Source organism: Brevundimonas sp. GW456-12-10-14-LB3 (assembly GCF_059424365.1).
In genome coordinates this window covers 30182-48680 of record NZ_JBWKZJ010000013.1, presented here as the reverse complement: position 1 = coordinate 48680, position 18499 = coordinate 30182, and the positions used below count along the sequence as shown (strand labels likewise).

The 18499-nt window shown below is 66.7% G+C and carries 23 protein-coding genes; 14 read left to right on the top strand and 9 right to left on the bottom strand.

Features of this window, described 5'->3' with window-relative positions; genetic code table 11:
* Positions 1–72 precede the first annotated feature (72 nt).
* Complete coding sequence (locus tag AC07XS_RS07615) at positions 73–1656, bottom strand: sensor histidine kinase (protein ID WP_321207997.1); 1584 nt, start codon at positions 1654–1656, stop codon at positions 73–75.
* 160 nt (positions 1657–1816) lie between these two features.
* Positions 1817–2470 (bottom strand): thiamine phosphate synthase, encoded by a 654-nt coding sequence (gene thiE, locus AC07XS_RS07610; protein WP_182713936.1) that lies wholly within the window; start codon positions 2468–2470, stop codon positions 1817–1819.
* 127 nt (positions 2471–2597) lie between these two features.
* Here thiE and AC07XS_RS07605 point away from each other — a divergent pair, with 127 nt between their 5' ends.
* Positions 2598–2783 (top strand): (2Fe-2S)-binding protein, encoded by a 186-nt coding sequence (locus AC07XS_RS07605; protein ID WP_182713935.1) that lies wholly within the window; start codon positions 2598–2600, stop codon positions 2781–2783.
* 142 nt (positions 2784–2925) lie between these two features.
* Entirely contained in the window at positions 2926–3426 is a 501-nt protein-coding gene (gene bfr, locus AC07XS_RS07600; protein ID WP_054765438.1) for a bacterioferritin, read from the top strand.
* A 6-nt stretch (positions 3427–3432) separates the two neighbouring features.
* Here the strand turns inward: bfr and AC07XS_RS07595 are convergent, their stop codons facing one another.
* Both AC07XS_RS07595 and AC07XS_RS07590 read right to left on the bottom strand, forming a co-directional pair.
* Complete coding sequence (locus AC07XS_RS07595; protein ID WP_152949929.1) at positions 3433–4158, bottom strand: ABC transporter permease; 726 nt, start codon at positions 4156–4158, stop codon at positions 3433–3435.
* The gene (locus AC07XS_RS07590) at positions 4158–5093 is read right to left on the bottom strand and encodes an ABC transporter ATP-binding protein (RefSeq protein ID WP_182713934.1); all 936 of its coding nucleotides are present in this window, start codon (positions 5091–5093) and stop codon (positions 4158–4160) included. The genes AC07XS_RS07595 and AC07XS_RS07590 overlap by 1 nt, the downstream gene beginning before the upstream one ends.
* A gap of 96 nt (positions 5094–5189) precedes the next feature.
* Between AC07XS_RS07590 and AC07XS_RS07585 the strand changes: the two genes are divergently transcribed.
* The 6 genes from AC07XS_RS07585 (at position 5190) to AC07XS_RS07560 (ending at position 9486) form a co-directional block, all read left to right on the top strand.
* Positions 5190–5675, top strand: a complete 486-nt coding sequence (locus AC07XS_RS07585; protein WP_054765435.1) for a hypothetical protein — start codon at positions 5190–5192, stop codon at positions 5673–5675.
* Entirely contained in the window at positions 5676–5918 is a 243-nt protein-coding gene (locus AC07XS_RS07580) for a helix-turn-helix domain-containing protein (RefSeq protein WP_054765434.1), read from the top strand.
* Positions 5919–5972: 54 nt separating this feature from the next.
* Positions 5973–6530, top strand: coding sequence for a tryptophan-rich sensory protein (locus AC07XS_RS07575; RefSeq protein WP_182713933.1), 558 nt, complete (start codon positions 5973–5975; stop codon positions 6528–6530).
* 101 nt (positions 6531–6631) lie between these two features.
* Positions 6632–7198, top strand: a complete 567-nt coding sequence (gene efp / locus AC07XS_RS07570; RefSeq protein ID WP_054765432.1) for an elongation factor P — start codon at positions 6632–6634, stop codon at positions 7196–7198.
* Positions 7199–7396: 198 nt separating this feature from the next.
* A complete protein-coding gene (locus AC07XS_RS07565) occupies positions 7397–8203 on the top strand; it encodes an inositol monophosphatase family protein (RefSeq protein WP_152949925.1) in 807 nt (268 codons plus the stop codon).
* Positions 8204–8436: 233 nt separating this feature from the next.
* Complete coding sequence (locus AC07XS_RS07560) at positions 8437–9486, top strand: glycerophosphodiester phosphodiesterase (RefSeq protein ID WP_182713932.1); 1050 nt, start codon at positions 8437–8439, stop codon at positions 9484–9486.
* An 11-nt stretch (positions 9487–9497) separates the two neighbouring features.
* Here the strand turns inward: AC07XS_RS07560 and AC07XS_RS07555 are convergent, their stop codons facing one another.
* Positions 9498–11381, bottom strand: a complete 1884-nt coding sequence (locus tag AC07XS_RS07555; RefSeq protein ID WP_054765429.1) for an ABC transporter transmembrane domain-containing protein — start codon at positions 11379–11381, stop codon at positions 9498–9500.
* 138 nt (positions 11382–11519) lie between these two features.
* Between AC07XS_RS07555 and rpmE the strand changes: the two genes are divergently transcribed.
* Both rpmE and AC07XS_RS07545 read left to right on the top strand, forming a co-directional pair.
* Entirely contained in the window at positions 11520–11744 is a 225-nt protein-coding gene (gene rpmE / locus AC07XS_RS07550) for a 50S ribosomal protein L31 (protein ID WP_054765428.1), read from the top strand.
* A gap of 167 nt (positions 11745–11911) precedes the next feature.
* Positions 11912–13474, top strand: a complete 1563-nt coding sequence (locus tag AC07XS_RS07545) for a L,D-transpeptidase family protein (protein ID WP_182713931.1) — start codon at positions 11912–11914, stop codon at positions 13472–13474.
* Between the two features lie 18 nt (positions 13475–13492).
* Here the strand turns inward: AC07XS_RS07545 and rcdA are convergent, their stop codons facing one another.
* Both rcdA and AC07XS_RS07535 read right to left on the bottom strand, forming a co-directional pair.
* Positions 13493–14008 (bottom strand): protease adaptor protein RcdA, encoded by a 516-nt coding sequence (rcdA, locus tag AC07XS_RS07540; RefSeq protein WP_224761396.1) that lies wholly within the window; start codon positions 14006–14008, stop codon positions 13493–13495.
* A gap of 104 nt (positions 14009–14112) precedes the next feature.
* Positions 14113–14316, bottom strand: a complete 204-nt coding sequence (locus AC07XS_RS07535) for a DUF1192 domain-containing protein (RefSeq protein WP_182713930.1) — start codon at positions 14314–14316, stop codon at positions 14113–14115.
* Positions 14317–14405: 89 nt separating this feature from the next.
* Between AC07XS_RS07535 and AC07XS_RS07530 the strand changes: the two genes are divergently transcribed.
* Positions 14406–15377 carry an NAD(P)H-quinone oxidoreductase gene (locus tag AC07XS_RS07530; RefSeq protein ID WP_182713929.1) on the top strand — a complete coding sequence of 324 codons (972 nt, stop codon included), beginning with the start codon at positions 14406–14408 and terminating at the stop codon, positions 15375–15377.
* Positions 15378–15383: 6 nt separating this feature from the next.
* Here AC07XS_RS07530 and AC07XS_RS07525 read toward each other — a convergent pair whose 3' ends face one another.
* Positions 15384–16016: a beta/gamma crystallin-related protein gene (locus AC07XS_RS07525; protein WP_182713928.1), complete on the bottom strand. Its 633-nt coding sequence runs from the start codon at positions 16014–16016 to the stop codon at positions 15384–15386.
* 221 nt (positions 16017–16237) lie between these two features.
* Between AC07XS_RS07525 and AC07XS_RS07520 the strand changes: the two genes are divergently transcribed.
* The gene (locus AC07XS_RS07520; protein ID WP_054765423.1) at positions 16238–16906 is read left to right on the top strand and encodes a DUF1013 domain-containing protein; all 669 of its coding nucleotides are present in this window, start codon (positions 16238–16240) and stop codon (positions 16904–16906) included.
* A gap of 167 nt (positions 16907–17073) precedes the next feature.
* On the opposite strand, the gene AC07XS_RS07515 is transcribed toward AC07XS_RS07520, so the two are convergent.
* On the bottom strand, positions 17074–17247 hold the full coding sequence (locus AC07XS_RS07515; protein ID WP_054765422.1) for a YdcH family protein: 174 nt from the start codon (positions 17245–17247) through the stop codon (positions 17074–17076).
* 115 nt (positions 17248–17362) lie between these two features.
* Here AC07XS_RS07515 and AC07XS_RS07510 point away from each other — a divergent pair, with 115 nt between their 5' ends.
* Positions 17363–17962 (top strand): UbiX family flavin prenyltransferase, encoded by a 600-nt coding sequence (locus tag AC07XS_RS07510; protein WP_182713927.1) that lies wholly within the window; start codon positions 17363–17365, stop codon positions 17960–17962.
* The gene (locus AC07XS_RS07505) at positions 17959–18456 is read left to right on the top strand and encodes a TIGR02444 family protein (protein WP_082382665.1); all 498 of its coding nucleotides are present in this window, start codon (positions 17959–17961) and stop codon (positions 18454–18456) included. Before AC07XS_RS07510 ends, AC07XS_RS07505 begins: the two co-directional genes overlap by 4 nt.
* Positions 18457–18499: the final 43 nt, after the last annotated feature.

Sequence of the window (18499 nt, the reverse complement as noted above, 5' to 3'; positions counted from 1 at the left end):
AAGCGTGGCGGCGAGAGCGAGAGCGAACATGGCGCGACCTTTACGCGCCGCAGGCTGAACCGCAAGGCCCCGTCAGGCGCGCGGCAGCTCGATCCAGAAGGTCGCGCCCTCGCCCGGCGCCGACACCACGCCTATGGCGCCGCCTTGAAGCTCAACCAGCCGCTTGGCCAGGGCCAGGCCGACGCCGTGGCCTTCCACGCTGGATCGTTCCAGCCCCAGACGGTTGAAGGGCTCAAACAGCTGCGCCTGCTTCTCCTCGGACAGGCCGGGGCCGAAGTCGGACACCTCGATGCGAACGCAATCCTCCTGCTGGATCGCTCGCAGGATCACGCCGCCGCCCGCACCGCCGTATTTGAGCGCATTGACCGCCAGGTTGGTCACGACCTGAACCAGTCGTTGGGAGTCCGCCACGGCCACCGCGTGGCCGTCCTCGCAGACGACGGTGATCTCCACGCCCTGGGCCTCGGGCAACAGCACCGCACTGCGGCGGACGTCATCGAGCACGCCCACCACGTCGGTCGGGCGCAGTTCGACCTTGACCGAGCCGGATTCGGCGCGCGCCACGTCCAGCAGATCGTGCGCCAGGGCCTCGACCTGGCGGGCCGTCTTTACCAGCATGTCCGCCATCTCCGCCTGTTTCGGCGTCACCGGCCCCAGTTGCCCGCTTGACCAGAGTTGGCCGATGCCGATGACGCCCGCCACTGGGCTTTTGATCTCGTGCGCGACATTGGCCAGCAGGCGAGACTTGGCTTCGGAGGTCATTTCGGCCCGGACCTGTCCCAGACGCGCTCGCTCGGCCAGCCGATCTCGTTCTTCCAGAAGGGCGGCCACCAGAAGGGTCGGCATATAGCCGATGAGAACCAGCAGCTGCGCTATCAGCACCTGTTCGGCGCGCGCCATTCCGGCGACATAGGGGCCGGCGCCGGCCATGGCGCTGCCCACCGCCAGGATCGAGACGATCAGAAGGCTGAAGGCCGAGCCCGCCACACCCAGACGCACCGCCACCGCCAGCAGCAGCGGCGTCATGATGAAGCCCATGGACATCTGTCCGGTGAAGCCGATGTAGTAGAAGGCCAGAATGGCGGTTATCAGGCCCGCCGCCTCAAATCGCGTCTGAGAGCGGTTCAGGCGGGTCAGAGTGGAACGGGTCAATGAAAGTCCCAGAGCCCCGATCACCGCTATGCCCAGGGCATGGCCGAACCACCAGGTCTTGAAACTCTCCAGCGACGCCTCCTGACCCAGATGCGGCAGGGCAAAGGCCACCGCCAGGCCTGCGGGGACAGGGGCGATCAGGGCGCAGAGCAGAAAGCGGACGGTGCTGCCCAGACTGAGAATGTGCAGGCTCGGCAAAACTCGACGCACCAGAAACACAGCCGCCCCGATCTCGATCAGATTGCCGGCAGTGAAGAGCAACGACAGCGCCGGACTGTTTCCCGAGATCAACTCGCCGATCATGAGGCTGACGGTCAGAACCAGGGCGAAGACCATGTCGTGACGGCGTCCGCTGCCGGTCCTCAGCCAGACCGCAACCGCCACGCCGCTGGCGGCCCACAGGCCGACCACCAGGCCGGAGCTGCGCGCAAAATTGACCGCCACGGCGACCAGCAAGGCCACCGCCACGCCGGTCAAGACGGGCACGACGGGGTGGGCGAACAAATCACTGCCCGCCTTGCTGCGGCCTACGCCGGCTGCCGACGCAGGGGCTGCGGTTGCGATGTCGAGCGCGCGGCTCATCGTCATGTAAAGGGTCTCGGCGAATGGATCCGCCGAAGATTAGACGCCGATCATGCTAAAATACCCTGAAGCAGGGCGCGGTTCAGAACTTCAACCTTTCGTTGAAAGCCTTGACCGCCGCCGCCGGCCCCTGGGCATAGGACCAGACGCCGCTGCTGACGGCGATGAAATCGGCCCCCGCGCGGGCGAGGTCCCGGGCCGTGTCCACCGTGATCCCGCCGATGGCGACGCAGGGCGCCTCGACCGTTTCCTGCCAGACGGTCAGAAGCTCCAACTCCGGCCGGTGCGTCGTGGTCTTGGTGTCGGTCGGATAGAAGGCGCCGAAGGCGACATAGTCGGCTCCGCCCTCTGCGGCGTCCCAGGCCAGTTCACGGTCGTCGTGACAAGTGACGCCGATCATGGCGTCGGGCCCCATGATGCGCCGAGCCTCGACCAGAGAGGCGTCCTGCTGGCCGATGTGCACGCCATCGCATCCGGTCTCCTTGGCCAAATCCGGGCGGTCGTTCAGCAGAACGGCCACGCCGCGGCGACGCGCGACGGGCGCCAGCGCGGCGACGGCCGCCCGGACCGCGGCGTCGTCGGCCGGCTTGAGCCGGATTTGCAGCGCCGCCACGTCGCCGGCGTCCAACGCCTGACCCAGCAGGTTCGCAAAGGCGTCCAGATCCGGAATCACCGGAGGGGTGATCAGATAGAGGCGGCAGGGCGGACGGGCGGGAACGGTGGGGGACTTGGCCATGGCGCTGCTTCCCTCTCCTGCGACCATTCGTCAACGGTATCAAACGGCGCAATGCGTGCGAACGACTTGCAATCGCCTTAACGGATGCTATAGCGAACCATTATCAGCCTCGACCGCATGGATCCTCGTGTACGTCTGCAACTGCAACGGTCTGCGTCAAAGAGACGTCGCTCAAGCCATCGAGGCCGGCGCCAGCCGTCCGCGCGACATTTTCGAGCGCCACCAGTGTCAGGCCCAGTGCGCCAAATGCGTCTGTGAGATGCGACAAATGATCCAGGACAACCGCGAAGCCTTCGCCCTCGCCGCCGAATAGTCGCCGAATCCTTCGCGGGCGAAAATCACTCGCACTATCAATGTAGTGATAAAAACTCGCAAATAAACAAACTGGCTTTTACTGTGGTACGGCATGGCCTGGCAGACGGCGCAGAGGTCGTCTCCAGAGCAAGGACAGGGCCATGAAGGGCGATCCCGCAATCCTCCGCACACTGAACGCTGTGCTGACTAACGAACTGACGGCGGTCAATCAGTATTTCCTTCACGCGCGCATGTTCGAGAGCTGGGGCTTGGCCCACCTCGGCCACGTGATCTACGAGGAATCGATCGGCGAGATGAAGCACGCCGACATGCTGATCAAACGCATCCTCTTCCTGGACGGCCTGCCGAATCTGCAGGATCTGCACAAGCTTAAGGTCGGCGAGGATCCGATCGAATGCCTGGGCGCCGACCTGCAGCTGGAGCTGGATAGTCGTGTCGCCACCGCCGCGGCCGTGACCCAGTGCGAAGAGGCCCGCGACTACGTCAGCCGTGACCTGCTGATGAAGATTTTGTCCGACACCGAGGAGCACATCGACTTCCTCGAAAACCAGCATAAGCTGATCGAACTGATGGGCGCGCAGAACTATCTGCAGTCGGCCATGAAGGAGATCGTCACCGACAGCGCCGCGACGGGCGGCTGAGGCTCCTTAGCGTCCCTCGCGGCGGGCCAGGTGCAGCACCGCCGCCGCGAGCACGACAAGGCCCAGACCACCGCCCAGCGTCAATGCGGTCTGCACCCGCCAGGCCTCGGTCGCCAGGATGTTGACGGGCATCTGCCACGGCATGAACACCCCTTGCCTGGCGGATGTGGCCACGACGGCGAAGAAGGTTCCCCCTATGCCCAAGGCCAAGCCCGGCACAAAGCTGGCGAAACGGATGGCGGTCCAAAACTGTATGGCGATCATCAGCAGGGCGGCCGCCGCCATCCGCGCCATCGACCAGGCGTAGCCCGTCAAATCGAGCGCGCCCATAGCCGCGGCCTCCGGCTTGATCAGGCCGCCCAGCGCCACCGCCCCTATGGTCGCGCCCAGCACCGCCGCGCTCATGATCAGCACGAGAGCGATCACGCAGACCGCCTTTGCCGCGTAAAGGGTCCAGCGGGGAACAGGCAGGGCGCGCAAATGATCCCAGCTTCGCGGGCCGTGCTCCATGTGCGCGACCAGAGCGGTCAGGGCCGCGACGCACAGGGGCATCATGAAATAGGCCCAGATCGCCATGCCGCTGCCGATCCACATGTCCCACTCCGACGGCGTCTTGGACCGAAGCAGCATCGAGAAGACGAAGACGGCGATCAGGGCGGGCGCTGTCGCCGCAAGCACCAGAGCCAAAGAACGGTTCAGCTTCCGGACTTCTACAGACAGAACGGTCAACATCAGACGGGCTCCGAGACGGGTCTTCGGGAGACGGCGGAGGCGGCGCGATAGACGCCCTCGAGCGAGGGCGCGCGCGAGCCGATAGAGAAGACGGCTACGCCGGCCGCAACCAGATCGCGGTTCAAAGCCGCGCAGACCTGGTCATGATCGTCGCCGGGACGCAGCTGCGCCACCAGCCCATCGGCGTCGTCGCTCAGGGTCAGGTCTCGCGAACGCAAGACGGCGCGGGCGCGTGTCGGATCATCGACACGCAGCCCGATCTCTGGCGCCAGTTCGGCCTTAAGCCGGGCCAGTTCGCCCTCGACCACCAGCCGACCCTGATGGATCACGCCGACATGGGTGGCGGTCTGTTCGATCTCGCCGAGCAGGTGGCTGGACAGCAGGACCGTCGCCCCCGCGCGGATCGGCAGTTCCCGCAGGAAATGACGCATGTCGGCGATGCCGTCGGGGTCCAACCCGTTCGTCGGTTCGTCCAGCATGAGCACCGGCGGGGAACCCAGCAGGGCGCGGGCGATGCCGAGCCTCTGGCGCATGCCTAGGGAGTAGTCGCCGACGCGCCGTCCGCCGTCGCGCGTCATATCGACGACGTCCAGCACCCGATCGACCTCAGTCGTCGCCAGACCCAGAAGTCGCCGGGTCAGGTCCAGATTCTCTCGTCCCGAAAGATGGCCATAGAAGCCGTGCGCCTCCAGCAGGGCCCCGATCTTGCGGGCCGCGCCTCTGCGGTCCTTGACGACATCGACGCCGCAAACCCGAGCCACGCCCGATGAGGGCCGCAGCAGGCCGGTCAGCATCTTCATCGTCGTGGTCTTGCCAGCGCCGTTGCGGCCCAGGACGCCATAGACCGAATGATCCGGCACGGTCATGGACACGCCGTCCACCGCCCGACGATCCCCGAAAAGACGGGTCAGTCCCTCAGTCTCTATAGCCGCCATGCCCAACCCAATCTTTAACTCTTAGATAAAGTTGCGGCCCTCGGATTTTTAAGTCAAGATTAAAAACAAGACAGGTTTCAACTCGGAACAAGGCCCATGACCGCTGACAACCTCGCCCGCTTTCGGCTGATGTGCCGGCAGTTCCGCGCGCTTGCGATCTTCATGGTCGTCAGCGTCGGCGGCTTGCTGGCCCTGGCGCCGGTCGCCTTCTTCCTGGCGCAGGGAGATCGCCCGGTCCGGCTGCTGGTTGAACAAGTCCTTTGGGCCCTGCCCGCCCTATTCTACCTTTTCGCCGTCTGGTCGATCGGGTCGGCGATGGGGCAGTTGGCGAAGGGGCGTTTGATCCAGCCGACCTTATCGTCCGCCCTGCGTCGCGTGGGGTTGGCGCTTGGCCTTGGCGGAGTGCTCAGCGTCTTTGGCGTCACCAACCTGATGCGGCTGTTGGGTCTTACCCAGGGCGGCTTCGCCTATTTCGACATCGCCGGCATGACTCTGGGCATGATCGGCGGCGCCCTGTTCCTGTTGGGGCGCGTCATCGACCACGCCGGCCGAATACAGGCCGAGATGGACGAGATGATCTGAATGCCGGTTCGCGTCACCCTGAATGATCTGATGGTTCGCAAGGGCCTGAAGGCGCGCGACGTCGCCGCCCAGGTGGGCCTCAGCGAGACCCAGTTCTCGCTGTTTCGATCCGGCAAGGTGAAGGGCATAAGGTTCAGCACTCTGGCGCGGCTGTGCGCGGTGCTGGAGTGCCGCCCCGGCGACCTGCTGGACTATGATTTCGATCCGCGCGAGACGGAACCGGTCGAACCGGACGAGGTCTGACGGAACCGGCGCCCCGTCCGCCCATTAGATTTTCCTGACAAGCGGGAGCGGACCATGACGGATATCGACGACGCCATCGACGACGTGCGCGACGCGGCCGTGGATCTGTTGAACAGCGAGGGGCGGAGCGTGGCGCATGTGGCCGTAGGGGTGGCGCTGACGGTGGGGTTCGCCCTGCTGGCGACGGGCATAGCGTCAGGCGCATTCACCCCCAAACGAAAGCTGAAACATGTGCGCGACGGCGATCTGCCCATTACGGAGAAGCCGCGCGGCGCCTTCAGCCTGATCCTGCCGGCGGTGTTTTCGGCCACGACCCTGTCGGCGGTGCGGGTCTGGAACGCGCCGCATCGGCCCGAAAGGACGCGCGCCATGGGGCTTTGGGTCGCAGCCCAGACGGTCAACGCGGTCTGGCTGGGGTTGCGCCCCTCCACGATGTGGAAACAGGTGGCCGCCGCCATGTCGTCAGCGGGTCTCGCGGCGGCCTTCGCCCATGAGGCCCGCAAACTGGACGAGGGCGCCGGCAAGATGGCCGCCCCGACAGGCGGCGGCGTTCGGGTGGGCAACTTCCTTCATCGGAAAGCCGATCAGATGAACGAGCGGACCCTACACTAGGTCCGCCTTGCCCTTCTCGGGGGCTTCCTCTAGGGATCGCGCCCTATTCGCCACGCTCCAACCTGGGCGCGCGGGCGCAACCCCATTCCCGATGTGACCCCATGAAGATCAACGGCAACGCCATCAAGCCCGGCATGGTCCTGCAACACAACGGCGGCCTGTGGGTCGTCACCAAGGCCAGCCACGTCAAGCCCGGCAAGGGCGGCGCCTTCGCCAACGTCGAAGCCAAGAACCTCGAGACCGGCAACAAGCTGAACGAACGCTTCCGCTCGGAAGACAAGGTCGAGCGCGTGACCCTGGAGCAGAAGGACTTCTCCTATCTGTTCGACAACGGCGACAGCCTGGTCTTCATGGATGACGCCACCTATGAGCAGATCGAGCTGCAGAAGGACTGGGTCGGCGACGAGCGCATTCCCTATCTGCAAGAGGGCATGAAGGTCGTCATCGAGATGCACGAAGAGCGTCCGATCGGCCTGGAACTGCCCGATCAGGTCGTGCTGGAAGTCGCCGAGACCGAGCCGACCGTGAAGGGTCAGACGGCCTCGTCCTCCTACAAGCCCGCCATCGCCTCGAACGGCGTGCGGATCATGATCCCGCCCTATATGTCGGCCGGCGAGAAGATCGTCGTCGACACGACCAGCGGCGAATACGTCCGCCGCGCGGACTGAACTCCGACAGGTGCTGGCGAAGAGTGCTAGTGAGCAGAGGGGCCGGCGGGCCAAGGCGCTCCGCACGGCTTCCGCTCACCTTCTGCTCACCAGCACTATTCACTAGCACTTCCCCACGCCTTCCACGTCCCCCTTGAACTTCTCCGCATCTCCGGCCCTGAGCGGCTTTAGAGGACATGCGGACCAGGAGATTTCACAATGGCCCTCGCCTCCGCCCTGCTTCAGGTCATGACCGACGCGGTCCGCAAGACCGCCCGTCCGATGCTTCGCGACTTCGGCGAGGTGTCGCAGTTGCAGGTGTCGCGCAAGGGGCCGGGCGACTTCGTCACCGCCGCCGACCTGAAGGCGGAAGAGACCCTGTTCGAACTGCTGACCAAGGCCCGGCCCGGCTATGGCTTCCTGGGCGAGGAACGCGGCCTGGTCGAGGGAACCGACAAGTCCCACACCTGGATCGTCGATCCGATCGACGGCACGACCAACTTCATGCACGCCCTGCCCCATTTCGCCATAACGGTGGGGCTGGAGCGACGCGCGCCGGACGGGTCCAGCGAGATCGTCGCCGGCGTCACCTACAACCCCGTCATGAACGAGCTGTTCTGGGCCGAAAAGGGCAAGGGCTGCTATCTGAACGACCAGCGAATCCGAGTCTCCGGGCGTCGTGACCTGTCGGAAAGCCTGATCGCCACCGGCCTGCCCTTCATCGGCAAGTCGGGTCACGCCCAGGCCATCAAGGACATCCACGCCGTGGGCCAGCGCGTCGCCGGCATCCGCCGCCTGGGCTCTGCCGCCCTGGATTTCGCCTGGGTCGCCGCCGGCCGATATGACGCCTACTATGAGCGCAATCTGAAGCCCTGGGACGTGGCGGCCGGCATACTGTTCGTCACCGAGGCCGGGGGCCGGGTCACGACCATCGAGAACGACGGCGATCCCAAGACGGGCGTGTCGATCCTGGCGTCGAACACCGAACTGCATCCGCAACTGCGCAAGGTGTTGCAGGCGTCCTGAGGCTCGCTTCTGTCTCTTCCCCGCTTGCGGGGAAGTGGCGCGGCGCTTCTCCAGCGCCGTGACGAAGGGGCTCTTGCCGCATCACCAGCGGCCGGTGGGGCGTCAAGAACCCCTCCACCGGCGTAGGTTGTCCTCGGGCTCGCCTTCGGCGAGACCCGGGGGCGGTCCCCCTCCCCACTGCGCGGGGAGGAGACATTCATATCCTTGTCGCGCCGCGCCCCTATCCAGGGGGCATGATCCGCGCCATCGTCACCGCCCTCGCCCTCCTTGTCGGAACGCCGGCCATGGCCCAGCCGCTGATCATCGCCCACCGCGGCGCCTCGGGCGAACGGCCCGAGCATACGCGTGCGGCCTATCTGCTGGCGATCGAACAGGGGGCGGACGTGATCGAGCCGGATCTGGTGCTGTCCAAGGACGGGGTCTTCATCGACCGGCACGAGAACGAGATCAGCGGCACGACCGATGTGGGCGACCGGCCCGAGTTCGCGGATCGCAAGACCACCCGGACCATCGACGGCGTCTCGACCACCGGCTGGTTCACCGAGGACTTCACCCTGGCCGAGCTGAAGACGCTGCGGGCCAAGGAACGGCTGCCCGCCTTTCGGCCCGGCAGCGCCGCCTATGACGGGCGCGAGCCGATCCTGACCTTCGACGAGGTGGTCGCCATTGCGCGCGAGGCCTCGGCCCGGACGGGCCGGACCATAGCGGTGGCGCCCGAGTTGAAACACCCGACCTATTTCGCCGGCATCGGCCTGCCGATGGAGGACGCCTTTGTGGCCGAGCTGAGACGACTGGACCTGACCGGCGCCGACGCCCCGATCATCATCCAGTGTTTCGAGGTCGGGCCGCTGGAGCGGCTGTCGAGGCGGATCGACGCGCCCCTGGCCCAGTTGATCGCGTCCGAGGGCGGGCCCGTGGATCGGCCGGACCTGACCTATGCCCAGATGATCACGCCGGAAGGGCTGAAGGCCATGGCCGCCTATGCCGATTGGGCGGCGCCGGACATGACCCTGGTCCTGCCGAGAGACGCGGACGGGCGGACGACCGGACCGAGCGCCCTGGTCGCCGACGCCCACGCCGCAGGGTTGAAGGTGGTGATCTGGACCCTGAGGGCCGAGAACGCCTTCCTGCCCGCCGAGCGGCGCCGGGGCGAAGGCTTTGCGGACCACGGCGACATGGCCGGCTACGCCGCCGCCTTCTCCGAGGCAGGGGTGGACGCCGTCTTCACAGACTTTCCGGCCCTGGCGCGATCAGGACGCTCCGCGAATCCTTCGTCCAACTAAGGGTCTTCGGCTCAATCCGCCCGGAACTGAAGCTCGGCCAAGCGGGCGTAGAGGCCGCCCTGTGCGACCAGCTGGGCGTGGGTCCCCTCCTCCACCACACGGCCGTCGTCCATGACGACGATGCGGTCGGCGCGCAGGACCGTGGCGAGGCGGTGGGCGATGACCAGGGTGGTGCGTTCGGTCATGGCCTGATCCAGGGCCGCCTGGACCAGCCGTTCGCTTTCGGCGTCGAGGGCGCTCGTCGCCTCGTCCAGCAGCAGGATGGGCGCGTCGCGGACCAGGGCGCGGGCGATGGCCAGACGCTGGCGCTGACCGCCCGACAGGCTCTTGCCGCGTTCGCCCAATGGGGTGTCGAAGCCTTCCGGCAGGGCGTCGATGAAGCCCAGGGCCTGAGCCTTTTCAGCGACGGCGCGGGCCTCTTCCAGGGTGGCGGTCTCGCGGCCGAAGCGAATGTTCTCCAAGGCCGAGCCTGAAAACAGCGGCGTCTCCTGCGACACCCAGGCGAAGCGATTGCGAACCTCGACCGGATCGGCCTGGCGCACGTCCACCCCGTCGACCGAGACCAGACCGGTCTGCGGATCATAGAAGCGCAGCAGCAGGCGGAAGACGGTGGACTTGCCCGCGCCGGAGGGACCGACCAGGGCCACGGTCTCGCCGGGACGGACGGTCAGGCTGAACCCCTTCAGGGCCGGAAGATCGGGTCGGCCGGGATAGGCGAAATCGACGGCCGACATGGAGACCTCGCCGCGCGGCGGGGTGGGCAGGGCGACGGGCCGGGCCGGGGCGGCGATGTCGGGCGTGGCCCGCATCAGTTCCTCGATCCGCTCCATGGCGCCGGCGGCCTTCTGCACATCGCCCCAGCTTTCGCCCAGAGCGCCCACGGCCCCGGCGGCGAAGACCGACAGGAGGACGAATTGAAGAAGGGCGCCGGGCGTCATCTGACCGGCCACCACATCGCGCGCGCCCAGCCACAGGACCAGGGTCACGCCGCCGAACATGACGACGATGATCAGGGCCGTCATCCAGGCCCGCGCCCGCATCCGCTTCAGAGAGGCGTCGAAGGCGTCTTCCACCGCCGCGCCGAAGCGGGCGATGGCGCTGTGTTCGCGCCCGAAGGCCTGGACCGTCTCGACGGCGTCCACGCTTTCACCGGCGAAGCCGACGGCGCCGGCGAACCGGTCCTGGGAGGCGACGGTCAGCTTGCGGACCCGGCGGCCGAAAATGAAGATCGGCCCCAGCAGGAACGGCACGATCAACAGGACCAGGCCGGTCAGTTTCGGACTGACGAAGAACAGCAGCACCACCCCGCCGATCAGGGTCAGGAAGTTCCGCAGCGCATAGGAGACCGAGGTCGTCATCAGGGTCTCGACCAGGGCGATGTCGGTCGTCAGGCGCGACAGCACCTCGCCGGTCCGCATATGGGCGTAGAAGGAAGGGTCCAGCGTCAGGATGCGGCCGAACAGCCCCTTTCGGAGGTCGGCGATGACCCGCTCGCCCGTCCGTGTGACGTAGAAATAGCGGGCGGCGGTCGCGAGACCCAGGAACAGGGCGTTGGCCCCCAGCAGCAGGAACCAAAGGTTCAGGCGCGCGCCGCCGTCTTCAAATCCGTGATCGATGGCCCCTCGGGCCAGGGCCGTCAGCCCCAGTGAGGCGGTGGTGGACAGCAGCAGCCAGAAGACCGCCATGAGGGCGTGGCCCTTGTGCCGAAGCGCATAGGGAATCAGCCGCGCCAGGGGACGGATGTCCCGGCGCTTCGCCCGCTTCTCGCCCGCTTCAGACATCTGTTCGGCCAGGACGGCGCCGGCGCTGGGCCGCCCGTCCAGGCTGGCCGCGCCGGCGGCGCGCCCCGCAGGAATACTGGCGGAGCGGGCGGAGGCGGCGGATTGATCAGTCATTGCGACCGCCTCTTGCCCCGGAACGCCCCCCGGTGTAAACGCCGCCCCTCATTCCCGCCGGATTTTCTGGCGGGTTTCTCATTTCATGCGCAGCGACGGTCGGCATCGTCATCGCGCCCAGAGACCGGACGACGACCCATGAAGGCGGACACCCACCCCGACTACCACTTCATCACCGTGGTGATGACCGACGGCACGACCTATCAGACCCGTTCGACCTACGGGAAGGAAGGCGACAAGCTGGCGCTCGACATCGACCCGACGACGCACCCGGCCTGGACCGGCGGCAACGCCCAGCTGATGGACCGCGGCGGTCGCGTTTCGCGCTTCAACAACAAGTTCGCCGGCTTCATCAAGAAGTAAGCGCGTCCTGGCTGCGACACATCGCGGCAATCACGTCACGAAAAGCGCCGGTCCGATGGCCGGCGCTTTTTGTTTGCCTGGAACGTCGGTAACATGGACGGCGTTCAAATCAGCAAGAACAAGGGCGTCGGTTCACGGGGATCGGGCCATCGAGAAGCGGACGGATTATGAATAGACGGGAACTGGGTTTGGGCGTCGCAACGGCGACGATCGCCCTCGCCTCCGCTGCGCGGGCGCAACAGGTTTCCATCCAGCGCCCTGCGGCGGCCACCGCCTTCTACAACAGTTTCAACGATCAGATTTTGCGTCTGCCCGAAACCCAGCAACCGGACGTTCGCGCCTTTTATGAGATGAACGGCTGGCGGGCGGTATGGACCGGCGAGCGGATGCGCGCCCTGAACGCCGTCGCCGCCCGGGCCGAGCGCCACGGCCTGTCGGCGGGTGACTATTTCGACTTCGTGGGCCTAGCCGCCGATCCCGCCTCGGCCGATCTGCGCACGACGGCGGCGGCCCTGGCCTATGGCCGCGTCCTGGCCGAGGGCAAGGTGCGGCCCGAGACGGTCGAGGATCTGTGGGAAATGCAGAAAAACCGCGTGGACCTGCCGCGCGGCCTCAGCGACGCCTTGGCCCGCAACATCCTGCTGGACTGGTTCGAGGGTCTGGCGCCGACCGACATCGGCTATCAGAACCTGTCGGCGGGCTATGTGCGCTATCGCCGACTGGCCGCCGGCGGCGGCTGGCCCGCCTTCCCGGCCGGCCCGACGATCGAACCCAACATGAGCGACCGCCGCATCCCCGCCCTGATCGACCGGCTGACGGCCGAGGGTGATCTGACGGCGGCGCAGGGCGCGCGGCTGAAGGCCCAGGGCCTGACTTACGGCGCCGAGCTGCAACAGGCGGTCCAGGGCTTCCAGACGCGGCACGGCCTGGACGCCGACGGCCGCATCGGAACGGGCACCCAGCGCTCTCTCTCAGCCTCGGCCGAGGATCGGGCGCGTCAGATCGCCCTGAACCTGGAACGCCGCCGCTGGCTGAAGCGCGACGTTGCGCCCGAGCGGATCGAGGTCAACACCGCCGCCGCCATCATGGTCTATTGGAAGGATGCGAAGCCGGTGCATTCCAACCGCGTGGTGGTCGGCTCCGCCGAGAACCAGACGCCCAGCCTGGAGAAACCCTTCGCCTCGGTGGTCGCCAATCCGCCCTGGTATGTGCCGGCCGGCATCGCACGGCGCGAAATCCTGCCCAAGGGTCCCGGCTATCTGGCGGCCAACGACATGTATGTGGCCAACGGAACAGTGATCCAGCGCGCCGGGCCGAAGTCGGCCCTGGGCTATGTGAAGTTCGAACTGCGCGACAGCTACGCCATCTTCCTGCACGACACCCCGTCCAAGGCCGCCTTCAACCTTTCCGTGCGTCAGCGCAGCCATGGCTGCGTGCGGGTGCAGAACGCCGTGGAATTCGCCCGTCTGCTGCTGTCGCCCGATCCCGCCAAGCTGGCCGAGTTCGACACGGCCCAGGAGACGCGTGAGACCACTCGCGTGACCACCGGGCGCGAAATCACGGTGCGGCTGCTGTACTGGACCGCCTTCGTGGACGGTCAGGGGCGGGTCGCCTTCCGCGAGGACGTCTATGGCCGCGACGGCAAGCTGGCCCAGGCGCTGGGGATCGCCGTCAGCCTGCCTCGACCGATCGACGACGGGCGTCGCGACGCTGACGACGTCGGGCCGTAAGGTCGGGCTTTAGAGGCGTCAGCCCTTGAAGGCGGCTTCCAGCAGGCCCAACTGGCTGAGGACCGGATTCTGCGGCTGTTCCTCAGGCGCCTCCAGATACATGCGGCGGTCGAGATAGAGGGCGCGGTCGAACAGTTTTTCCGACCGGACCAGATATTCGACCAGGGCGATCGGCAGTTCCGCGTGGCTGGGCTGGCTCTCGATCTTGCGGTCGTTCAGACGATAGCGCGGCTCGCAGGCGGTCTCGGCCGTCATGTCGTTCTCGCGTACGGCCCGCTGCACCAGAAGCCAGGAGGCGATCTGCATCAGGCGCGTGGTCAGCTTCATGCTTTCGGCCGCATAGGCCAGGGCGGCCGAGCGGGACAGCATCTTGGAATCGCGACGGCCCTCTCCGTCCAGATAGGCCGCCGTCTCCTCCACCAGTTCCATGCCTTCGCGGAAGGTGCGGTCGAACAGTTCGGAACGGGTGAAATCCTGCACCTTGCGAGCGCGTTCGGCCCGGGCGGCCATGTCTTGATCGTCGCTCAGGGTCATGGGGGACATCATCATGAAGGTTAGGCTTGTTCCGACTTGGGGCCACAAACGGCCTGGGCCGAAGGGTTTGCAACCGTCATGCCACGGATTTGAGACGCGGGCGATCAGGGTCTAAAACTGAACAGGGCGTCGGCGGCGCTTTTCTTGGCCTGTTTCTTCTCGATCGCTGTCTGGGCGCGACTGATTTCGGCCGTCAGTGCGCCGATCCGCTCCTGCAGGTCTTCAATGGAATAGGGGTCCAGATCCTCGCGCTCAAGAGTGGTCAGGGCCTCTCCACGCCGCGGGCGAGGCTCGAAATCGTCGAACATGGTCGTCGCCTTTCTGCGCCTGTCATGGCCGAAGTCGGCCGGAACCCCTATCTGAACGCGCGGACAGCGACGAATGCAAGCGAGGCGACATGCGGCTTATCCAGATCGAGGGCGGTTCGGGTCCGGCTGAGGCGCTGAAGATCGCCGAACAGGCTGATCCGACGCCTGGCCCCGGCGAGGTGTTGATCCAGGTGCGCGCGGCCGGAATCAACCGGCCCGACCTGCTGCAGCGGCGGGGCGGCTATCCGCCCCCGCCCGGCGCCTCGCCTATCCTGGGACTGGAGGTCGCGGGCGAAATCGCGGCCCTGGGCGAAGGCGTGAGCCAGTGGCGCCGAGGCGACCGGGTCTGCGCCCTGCTGGGCGGCGGAGGCTATGCCGAACAGGCGGTGGTGGACGCCCGCCACGTTCTGCCGATCCCGGAGGACCTGTCCTTCGTTCAGGCGGCCGCCCTGCCCGAGACCGTCTTCACCGTCTTCGCCAATGTGTTCGAGGCGGGCGGGCTGAAGGCGGGCCAGACGCTGCTGATCCACGGGGCGACGAGCGGGATCGGGGTGACGGCGATCCAAATGGCCAAGGCGGCGGGCGCTGTGGTGATCGCCACCTCGCGCGGGGCGGACAAGGCGAAGGCGGCCCAGGCTTTGGGCGCCGATGTCAGCCTGGACGCCCGATCCGACGACCTGGCGGCCGCAATCGCCGAAGCGGGCGGCGTCGATGTGCTGCTGGACATGGTGGGCCGAGACTACGCCGAACTGAACCTGAAGGCGTTGAAGCCCGGCGGTCGCTGGGTGGTCATCGCATCCCTGTCCGGATCGGTGGTCGAAATCGACCTGATGCGGATCATGCTGAAGCGGCTGGTCCTGACGGGATCGACCCTTCGCAGCCGATCGGCCGATGAGAAGGCCCGGCTGACCGCCGCCGTTAAGGCGACGGTCTGGCCCTGGGTCGCCTCCGGCGCGGTGCGACCGCCGGTGCAGGCTGTCTATCCGCTGGACAAGGCCGCCGAGGCGCATGGCGCGCTGGAGGCCGGCGATCACATCGGCAAGTTCGTGCTGACGCCTTGACCGCCCTCAGCGATCCCAGCGCCCGCCGCCCCGCACCGGGCGCATCGAGGAGATGCGGTCGTTGAAGCCGTCGCTCAGGAAGCGGACGTCGCCTTCGACGATGCGGCAGCGCCCCCGGAACTCGGCGTCGGTGCAGACCTCCCATCGGCCGCGAACGCGCATGGAGCTGATCCGGTCGTTGAAGGGGGTGCGGCCCAGGTTGCGGTCCTCATCGACGAACTCGCGCGAGGCGCCGCGGAAGTTGGCGTTTTCATAGACGGTGATGGAGGTCCGGCCCCATCCTCCGTTCCAGCCGCCGCCCGAGCCGCCGCCCCAACCCCCGCCATTGTCTTCGCCGTTCCATCCGCCGTTCCCACCGGGATAGTCGGGACGACGATCTTCATAGTCCCCCCGCTCGCGGCCGCAGACCAGAAGGCCGTCCATATTGGCGATCTCTGCGTCTCCACACCGGGCCAGTTCGATCGAGGTGCCGCGAATGCGGCCCCGCATGTCGCGACAGTCGGCGTAAAGCCGTCCGCGGTGGGTGTAGGCCTCGGTGCAGGACCGGCTGTAGCTGCCGCGCGGGGCGACCCGCTGGGCGGTGATGTCCTGGCCGGAAGCCAGGGCGGCGGCCATGGCGGCGCCGAGCAGAATGGGCATGGTGGTTCTCCTCTCCCAAAGGCGAAAGCCTCGATTAAGGCGAAGGTTGCCGCACCTCGGATGAACCGTGGCTGTACGAGAATGTCGGGCGGCGTTTTCTTTTCAGGCGAATAGGCCTATATCGAAACCATAAGCGCCCGGTCGAAAGGCCGGGCGCCGTCGTATCCAACGTCTGCCGAACCCTCATTCGGCGGCCCCCACCCTACCGGAACGAACGCCCCATGAGCGACATTCTGATGCCCAAGGCCACTGCGGTCTGGCTGGTCGACAACACCTCCCTCAGCTTCGAGCAGATCGCCGACTTCTGCGGTCTTCATCCGCTGGAAGTCCGCGGCATCGCCGACGGCGACGTGGCCCGCGACATCCGCGGCGTCGATCCCGTCACCGGCGGCCAACTGACTCGCGAAGAGCTGGACAAGGCTCAGGCCGACGAAAACTATCGCATGAAGGCGATCGTCAGCCGCCACGCCGAACTGCTGAAGTCGGCCAAGCCTGCGCCGAAATACACCCCTGTGTCGCGTCGTCAGGATCGGCCCGACGCCATCGCCTGGTTCGTGCGCAACCACCCGGAAGTGACCGACGCCCAGATCGCCAAACTGCTGGGCACGACCAAGTCCACGATCGAGAGCGTGCGCAACCGCACCCACTGGAACAGCGCCAACATCAAGCCGGTCGATCCGGTGACCCTGGGCCTGGTCGGTCAGCTGGCCCTGGACGAGATCGTCAAGAAGGCCGCCGACAAGAAGGCCAAGGACGATCTGAAGAACGGCGGCGGCACCATCCTGCCCGTGGCCGAAGAGGTCGAGGAAGAGCCGGAATTCGTTCCCGAAGCCCGCCAGCGTCCCGGCGCCGAGCCGACGGCGGAATCGGTGTTCGGCGCCAAGGATTGATCCGTCCGTCGCGCTCGGGCTTGGCCTGAGGGCCCGGCGCCGTGCGCTGACGTCTTCGCACCAGCGGCGGATCATCCGATCCTCGGGTCAAGCCCGAGGATGACGGGAATAAAAACGGCCCCGGAGAGCGGTCTCCGGGGCCGTCGTCGTCTGAGCGTGCGCGACCCTCAGTGGGCCCGCTGCTCCAGAATGGTGATCTCTTCCTTCAAGCGAAGCTTCTTCTGCTTCAATTCCTTGACCTGCAGCGTGTCCACGGACGGATGGTTGAGTTCTCGCTGGATCGTCTGATCCAGCATGCGGTGCCGATTACCCAGTTCGCGAATACGAGCCTCGATGGTCATGGCTTGCGCCTCCGTTGGTTAGGGACCAGTAGAGTGAGCGCCCGGTTCGGCAGGCTGTGGAATCACATTCCAGTGACTGCTTTTCGTCCGGGCACGACGGAGGCTGGCCCCAAAAATGGTCGATGATGTGAACGGAGCCATACGGACTGCTCCTTATCGGATGGTGGTCGGAATTTCAGGGGCGTCAGGCGCGATCTACGGCGCGCGGACGCTGGACGCGCTGAAGGATTTAGGCGTCGAGACCCATCTGGTGGTGACCAAGGCCGCCCTGCTCACATTGTCGCAGGAGACCGATCTGTCGCCTGACGACCTGACTGCAAAGGCCTCGGTCGTTCACAAACTGGCTGACGTCGGGGCGACCATCGCCTCGGGCTCCTTCAAGACCTTGGGCATGATCGTGGCCCCCTGCTCGATAAAGACGATGAGCGAGATCGCCACGGGCGTGACCTCGTCGCTTCTGACCCGCGCCGCCGACGTGACGTTGAAGGAGCGCCGGCCGCTTGTGCTGATGGTGCGTGAGACGCCCTTCCATCTGGGCCATCTGCGGACGATGACGGCCCTGGCCGAAATGGGCGCGACCATCGCCCCGCCCCTGCCCGCCCTTTATGCGCGGCCGGCATCGATCCTGGAGATGGTGGACCAGTCGGTGGGGCGGACCCTGGATCTGTTCGGGCTGGACTGGAGCGCCGTGCGGCGCTGGGACGGGCTGAAGTGACCGCCGTCGAGACGCGCAGCCTGTGGGACTGGGCCGTCGCCGCCTATGGGCGACCCGGCGTCAGCGAAGCCTGCCTGGCCTTGCAGGACAGCCACGACCAGAATGTTCCCCTGCTGCTGTGGTCGGCCTGGGCCGCTGCGGCCGGCCATGAAGCCGACGCCGAGACGATCGAGGCGGCCTGCGACATCGCCCGCGCCTGGGACGGGGTGGTGGTCGCGCCGCTGCGCGCCGTTCGCCGCACCCTGAAGGCGCCCGTCCCCGACATCGAGGACGCGCCGCGCCTGGCGGTCCGCGAGAAGATCAAGGGGCTGGAGCTGGAGGCGGAACGCCATCTGCTCGCCGCCCTGGAAGCCCTGATCCACGAAGCGGACGACCACGCGCCCCGCGCGTCGCCGCGCCCTGCCTTGGAAGCCCTGGTCGCCACGGCGCGCCTCTGGGCGCCGGTGACGCCGCGCCCGGCCTTGCAGCGGCTGGCCGAAACCCTTTCCGCCTGAAGGTCGTCCGATTATGTTGGCTCTACCGACTGCAAGATGGACT

Excerpts from the sequence above, each read along its gene's own strand:
- bfr (WP_054765438.1), top strand. The coding sequence starts at position 2,926 with ATGAAGGGCGATCCCGCAATCCTCCGCACACTGAACGCTGTGCTGACT.
- AC07XS_RS07560 (WP_182713932.1), top strand. The coding sequence starts at position 8,437 with ATGATCCGCGCCATCGTCACCGCCCTCGCCCTCCTTGTCGGAACGCCG.
- AC07XS_RS07515 (WP_054765422.1), bottom strand. The coding sequence starts at position 17,247 with ATGACCATCGAGGCTCGTATTCGCGAACTGGGTAATCGGCACCGCATG.
- thiE (WP_182713936.1), bottom strand. The coding sequence starts at position 2,470 with ATGGCCAAGTCCCCCACCGTTCCCGCCCGTCCGCCCTGCCGCCTCTAT.
- AC07XS_RS07525 (WP_182713928.1), bottom strand. The coding sequence starts at position 16,016 with ATGCCCATTCTGCTCGGCGCCGCCATGGCCGCCGCCCTGGCTTCCGGC.
- AC07XS_RS07595 (WP_152949929.1), bottom strand. The coding sequence starts at position 4,158 with ATGTTGACCGTTCTGTCTGTAGAAGTCCGGAAGCTGAACCGTTCTTTG.
- efp (WP_054765432.1), top strand. The coding sequence starts at position 6,632 with ATGAAGATCAACGGCAACGCCATCAAGCCCGGCATGGTCCTGCAACAC.
- AC07XS_RS07520 (WP_054765423.1), top strand. The coding sequence starts at position 16,238 with ATGAGCGACATTCTGATGCCCAAGGCCACTGCGGTCTGGCTGGTCGAC.
- AC07XS_RS07590 (WP_182713934.1), bottom strand. The coding sequence starts at position 5,093 with ATGGCGGCTATAGAGACTGAGGGACTGACCCGTCTTTTCGGGGATCGT.
- rcdA (WP_224761396.1), bottom strand. The coding sequence starts at position 14,008 with ATGACCCTGAGCGACGATCAAGACATGGCCGCCCGGGCCGAACGCGCT.
- AC07XS_RS07530 (WP_182713929.1), top strand. The coding sequence starts at position 14,406 with ATGCGGCTTATCCAGATCGAGGGCGGTTCGGGTCCGGCTGAGGCGCTG.
- rpmE (WP_054765428.1), top strand. The coding sequence starts at position 11,520 with ATGAAGGCGGACACCCACCCCGACTACCACTTCATCACCGTGGTGATG.
- AC07XS_RS07535 (WP_182713930.1), bottom strand. The coding sequence starts at position 14,316 with ATGTTCGACGATTTCGAGCCTCGCCCGCGGCGTGGAGAGGCCCTGACC.
- AC07XS_RS07585 (WP_054765435.1), top strand. The coding sequence starts at position 5,190 with ATGACCGCTGACAACCTCGCCCGCTTTCGGCTGATGTGCCGGCAGTTC.
- AC07XS_RS07555 (WP_054765429.1), bottom strand. The coding sequence starts at position 11,381 with ATGACTGATCAATCCGCCGCCTCCGCCCGCTCCGCCAGTATTCCTGCG.
- AC07XS_RS07575 (WP_182713933.1), top strand. The coding sequence starts at position 5,973 with ATGACGGATATCGACGACGCCATCGACGACGTGCGCGACGCGGCCGTG.
- AC07XS_RS07565 (WP_152949925.1), top strand. The coding sequence starts at position 7,397 with ATGGCCCTCGCCTCCGCCCTGCTTCAGGTCATGACCGACGCGGTCCGC.
- AC07XS_RS07580 (WP_054765434.1), top strand. The coding sequence starts at position 5,676 with ATGCCGGTTCGCGTCACCCTGAATGATCTGATGGTTCGCAAGGGCCTG.
- AC07XS_RS07510 (WP_182713927.1), top strand. The coding sequence starts at position 17,363 with ATGGTCGATGATGTGAACGGAGCCATACGGACTGCTCCTTATCGGATG.
- AC07XS_RS07545 (WP_182713931.1), top strand. The coding sequence starts at position 11,912 with ATGAATAGACGGGAACTGGGTTTGGGCGTCGCAACGGCGACGATCGCC.